The sequence below is a fragment of the Microcoleus sp. OTE_8_concoct_300 genome, from assembly GCF_031383065.1.
GTDB lineage: Bacteria > Cyanobacteriota > Cyanobacteriia > Cyanobacteriales > Microcoleaceae > Microcoleus.
The window spans coordinates 1-3,084 of sequence record NZ_JANMZH010000571.1 but is presented as its reverse complement, the minus strand read 5'-3'; the positions used below and the strand labels follow the sequence as shown (position 1 = coordinate 3,084).

General features: G+C 45.6%; 4 protein-coding genes. 2 read left to right on the top strand and 2 right to left on the bottom strand.

Annotation, left to right across the window (positions count from 1 at the left end; genetic code table 11):
- Window positions 1-941, top strand: a 941-nt coding sequence (locus tag ACUVJL_RS26040) for an ABC transporter substrate-binding protein (RefSeq protein WP_445248487.1), incomplete at its 5' end; no start/stop codon positions are given.
- A gap of 49 nt (window positions 942-990) precedes the next feature.
- Here the strand turns inward: ACUVJL_RS26040 and ACUVJL_RS26035 are convergent.
- Together ACUVJL_RS26035 and ACUVJL_RS26030 are read right to left on the bottom strand one after the other, a co-directional pair.
- Window positions 991-1,500: a type II toxin-antitoxin system VapC family toxin gene (locus tag ACUVJL_RS26035; protein WP_445248486.1), complete on the bottom strand. Its 510-nt coding sequence runs from the start codon at window positions 1,498-1,500 to the stop codon at window positions 991-993.
- Window positions 1,497-2,339 carry a type II toxin-antitoxin system HicB family antitoxin gene (locus tag ACUVJL_RS26030; RefSeq protein WP_445248485.1) on the bottom strand — a complete coding sequence of 281 codons (843 nt, stop codon included), beginning with the start codon at window positions 2,337-2,339 and terminating at the stop codon, window positions 1,497-1,499. The genes ACUVJL_RS26035 and ACUVJL_RS26030 overlap by 4 nt, the downstream gene beginning before the upstream one ends.
- A 449-nt stretch (window positions 2,340-2,788) precedes the next feature.
- Between ACUVJL_RS26030 and ACUVJL_RS26025 the strand changes: the two genes are divergently transcribed.
- Window positions 2,789-3,084: Uma2 family endonuclease (locus ACUVJL_RS26025; protein WP_445248484.1), on the top strand; the 296-nt coding region annotated here is incomplete at its 3' end.

The following is a 3,084-nucleotide window of genomic DNA, read 5'->3' as shown; positions in this document are numbered from 1 at the left end:
TGGATTTGGATTCTCGGATTCCCCAGCAAGTTCGCGAGCTCTATCTCCCAAATATCTGGAAAGCTAGCGTACTCGACGGCAAGAGTTTTGGCATTCCTTGGTATCTCACGACTGGGGTGACAATTTACAATACAGAGTTGTTGAAGAAGGCTGGAATTGCTAAGCCTCCGGCTACTTATGCCGAGTTGGCACAGGTTGCCAAGCAGGTGAAGGAGAAGACTGGTAAGTTTGCTTTTTTTGTGACTTTTGTGCCGGAAGATTCGGCGGAGGTTTTGCAATCTTTCGTGCAGATGGGTGTGCCTTTGGTGGATGCTCAAGGCAAGGCGGCTTTTAATACTGATAAGGGCAAAGCTGTTTTTCAGTATTGGGTGGATTTGTACAAGGGCGGACTTTTGCCGCAGGATGTTTTGGTGCAGGGACATCGCAGGGCGATCGAGCTTTATCAAGCCGGGGATACTTCTTTGTTAGCTTCCGGGCCTCAGTTTTTGAAGGCCATTGCTGAGAATGCTCCGAGTATTGGTGCTGTTTCGGCTGCTGCGCCTCAAATTACCGGGGAAACAGGCAAGAAGACTGTGGCGGTGATGAATTTGGTTGTGCCCCGCGACAGCAAGCGCCCTGATGATGCTGTCAAGTTTGCTCTGTACGTCACTAATCCTCAAAATCAGTTGGCTTTTGCTAAGGCTGCTAATGTTTTGCCTTCTACCGTTGAGGCTTTGCAGGACGGTTATTTTAAGAACGTTCCCGCTGATGCTGCTGCTGCCGATCGAGCTCGGGTTGTTAGTGCTTCTGGGTTGACTTCCGCCGAGCTCTTGATTCCGCCTCTCAAGGATGTTAAAAAGCTGCAAAAGGCGATTTATGACAATTTGCAGGCGGCAATGTTGGATGAGAAGTCGGTAGATCAAGCTGTGGCTGATGCGGCCCAAGTTTGGGATCAAAGGTAGTTTTTAATTGAAGCTGGGGCGGGATTTTTTTGGCTCTCGCCTCTTGCTTTTAAGGTTGAATTGTCCAGTCTTCCTGCACTAAATCAGGCACTTGGGAAAAATGGCGGTGGTTGCGCGTAACGAGGATAGCATTATTAGCAAGTACAATAGCAGCAATCCGCAAATCTTGCGAGCCGATGAGTCTTATTTGAGGATGGAACTTAGTGTAAATAGTGGAAGCATTCCGGTCAAATTTCAGAATGTTGAGATTTTTGAAATCCTCTAATGTATCCCATAACTTGGTGTAACCCCATACTAATTTGTCTGCTTGCGAAGGTTCAGAAGCCTTTTTGTCCGCTTGCGAAGGTTTAGAAGCCTTTTTTTCCTTTTTCGCCTTTTTGTCCTTTTCCGGAGGTGCCGAAGCCTGTCTGATAACATCGAACCAGCCGCGAATTACTTCCTCTACGGTTACGATAGTTACAGCAAGGTTTTCAGCGTTAAGCTCGACCCGCTGCACCATCATTGGATGATTCTGTTGCCAAAGGGAGAAACAATCCGTATCAAGTATGTATCGGCTCATTTGGTCTCAGCCGCAGCGTCAATTTGACTGTAATAAGCTTCGGTTTCTGCATCGAGTTCGCGGCGATATTCTTCTATGTGTGCCAATACCTCATCGTAATACGGATCGTTTTCATACTTACCAGCTAACCTCACCCAAGGATTGTTCGATCGACTATTCGTGAGTTTGACCGAGACGATTTCTGCTTCGGCTAGCTGGGCATTTACTAAATCGTGAAGGTTTTGCAGTGCTTGCGATCGCGTCTCGCCAAAAGCTTTACATTCGGGCCATCCCAGCAACGCTGCACTGACTGTTCTGTCTGATTCGTTTTTAATGATTATGTGATAAGTTGAGCTGTCGAAGTCGCCCCCAAAGTTAGTGAGATCGGCTGCGCGAATGTCGCAGGTAGCGTTACCTGTTAAGAGTGTTTTTGTCTTGACTGTCTGCTTGGTGTTTTCCTGGCGCGGATTTTCTCTTTCTCCAATGATAAACGGGTTTCCTTTGACATGCGGGTCATAAAATTTGGCCGTGTTTGGTAGCTTGATGTTTTCCGGGCCTAACTTTTCTAGTGCTGGCCCGATCGCCGAGGCAGGAGTTACCTTGACTGTAGAATAGATGTTTGCCGGGTCGAACTTTTCTCTTCCTGGGGACATCGGCCAGGCAGAAGTTAACTTGACTGTAGAATAATCGCTGTTTTCCTGACGCTGCTTGATTATGTTTCGCTTGAAAAGCTCGTCAAATAGTAAAGTTTGCTCTTGGGCTGGCAAAGCTTCTATATATTCAATTAGCGTTTGCACCGATCTATTGAAGCTGGGGCGGGATTTTTTTTGATCTCGCCTCTTGCTTTTAAGGCTGCTCATAAACTTCTATCTTTAAATTTTTCTAAACTCACTTGTATTGTAACAAAAGTTGGGCATTGGGCATTGGGCATTAGACATTAATCTTTTTTGATCTCGCCCCTTGCTTTTTTCTGCCACTTGACGTATTATTAAATAATGGGAATCTGTGTCGCCATATATAAGCATATATAAGCTTTTAACTTATTATCGAATGATGAAATTACCGCCTCTTCACAACGCGGAGTCGGAGGAGAACTCTGGATAAGTCAATCTCGACTATTTTAGAGGTAAATGTTTGTCGATCAGAACGATCGCTCATCCCAGAAACCGAGTTTTTTTATCCCGTGCGATCGCCTTTCTCAATTCAGCTTAATTGATGATTTGTAGGAAGATAGCCTGAATTCCTCAAATATGCAGAAATTTGACTCGTGTTAAAATCAAAGCTCAGCTCAGAATAGGAGAAAATTCTTATGCCAGCGATGACACTCAAAGATTTAAACCAAGTTCAAACCGTTTTTTCCGAAGCGGGTTTAGATTACAAAATTGAACTAGAAGACGGGAGACTTTCAATTGTGGGACCATCAGACATCGTATCCAGTGAAATCAGCAGTATTTTGATTCGCTTGCTGGGTAACTGGGTTTATCCCCGTCGCTTGGGGAGAGTCTTTGACTCCGCAGGCGGTTTCATCATGCCGGATACGAATGTCAAAGCACCGGATGTTTCTTTTGTGCGCGCCGCCCGCTTGCGCCAAAGTCCGCGTTATTT